The organism is Pseudomonas sp. HY2-MNA-CIBAN-0224 (assembly GCF_040310285.1).
GTDB lineage: Bacteria > Pseudomonadota > Gammaproteobacteria > Pseudomonadales > Pseudomonadaceae > Aquipseudomonas > Aquipseudomonas helleri.
This window is the reverse complement of record NZ_JBEOPQ010000498.1, coordinates 1-274: the sequence shown is the minus strand read 5'-3', so window position 1 is coordinate 274 and position 274 is coordinate 1. Positions and strand designations below refer to the sequence as shown.

At 38.3% G+C, this 274-nt stretch carries 1 protein-coding gene; it reads right to left on the bottom strand.

Going from position 1 to position 274, the window contains the following annotated elements; genetic code table 11:
* A partial coding sequence (locus AAEZ03_RS27310; protein ID WP_350582973.1) for a hypothetical protein occupies positions 1 to 274 on the bottom strand: 274 nt, incomplete at both ends.

The following is a 274-nucleotide window of genomic DNA, read 5'->3' as shown; positions in this document are numbered from 1 at the left end:
AAATACTGGTTGCTGAATGGGTATCATAATAAAGTGTAGTCCCTAAAGTAGTGTTTTCATAATTACGATATTGGGTAACTGTTTCAAAATTACTGTATTCCTTGCTAAAGTATTTAGCATTAACTCTTACCCTTGCTGGAGTCGTCTTTGCTCCATATTCATAATAGCCACCCGCACTGAGCACATCATAAGTATTAGGTTCATCTTGGCTGTTACCGCTATTACCCTCAAAAATACCTGTACCACGGTCTTCATGACCAGCAATGTACATTGC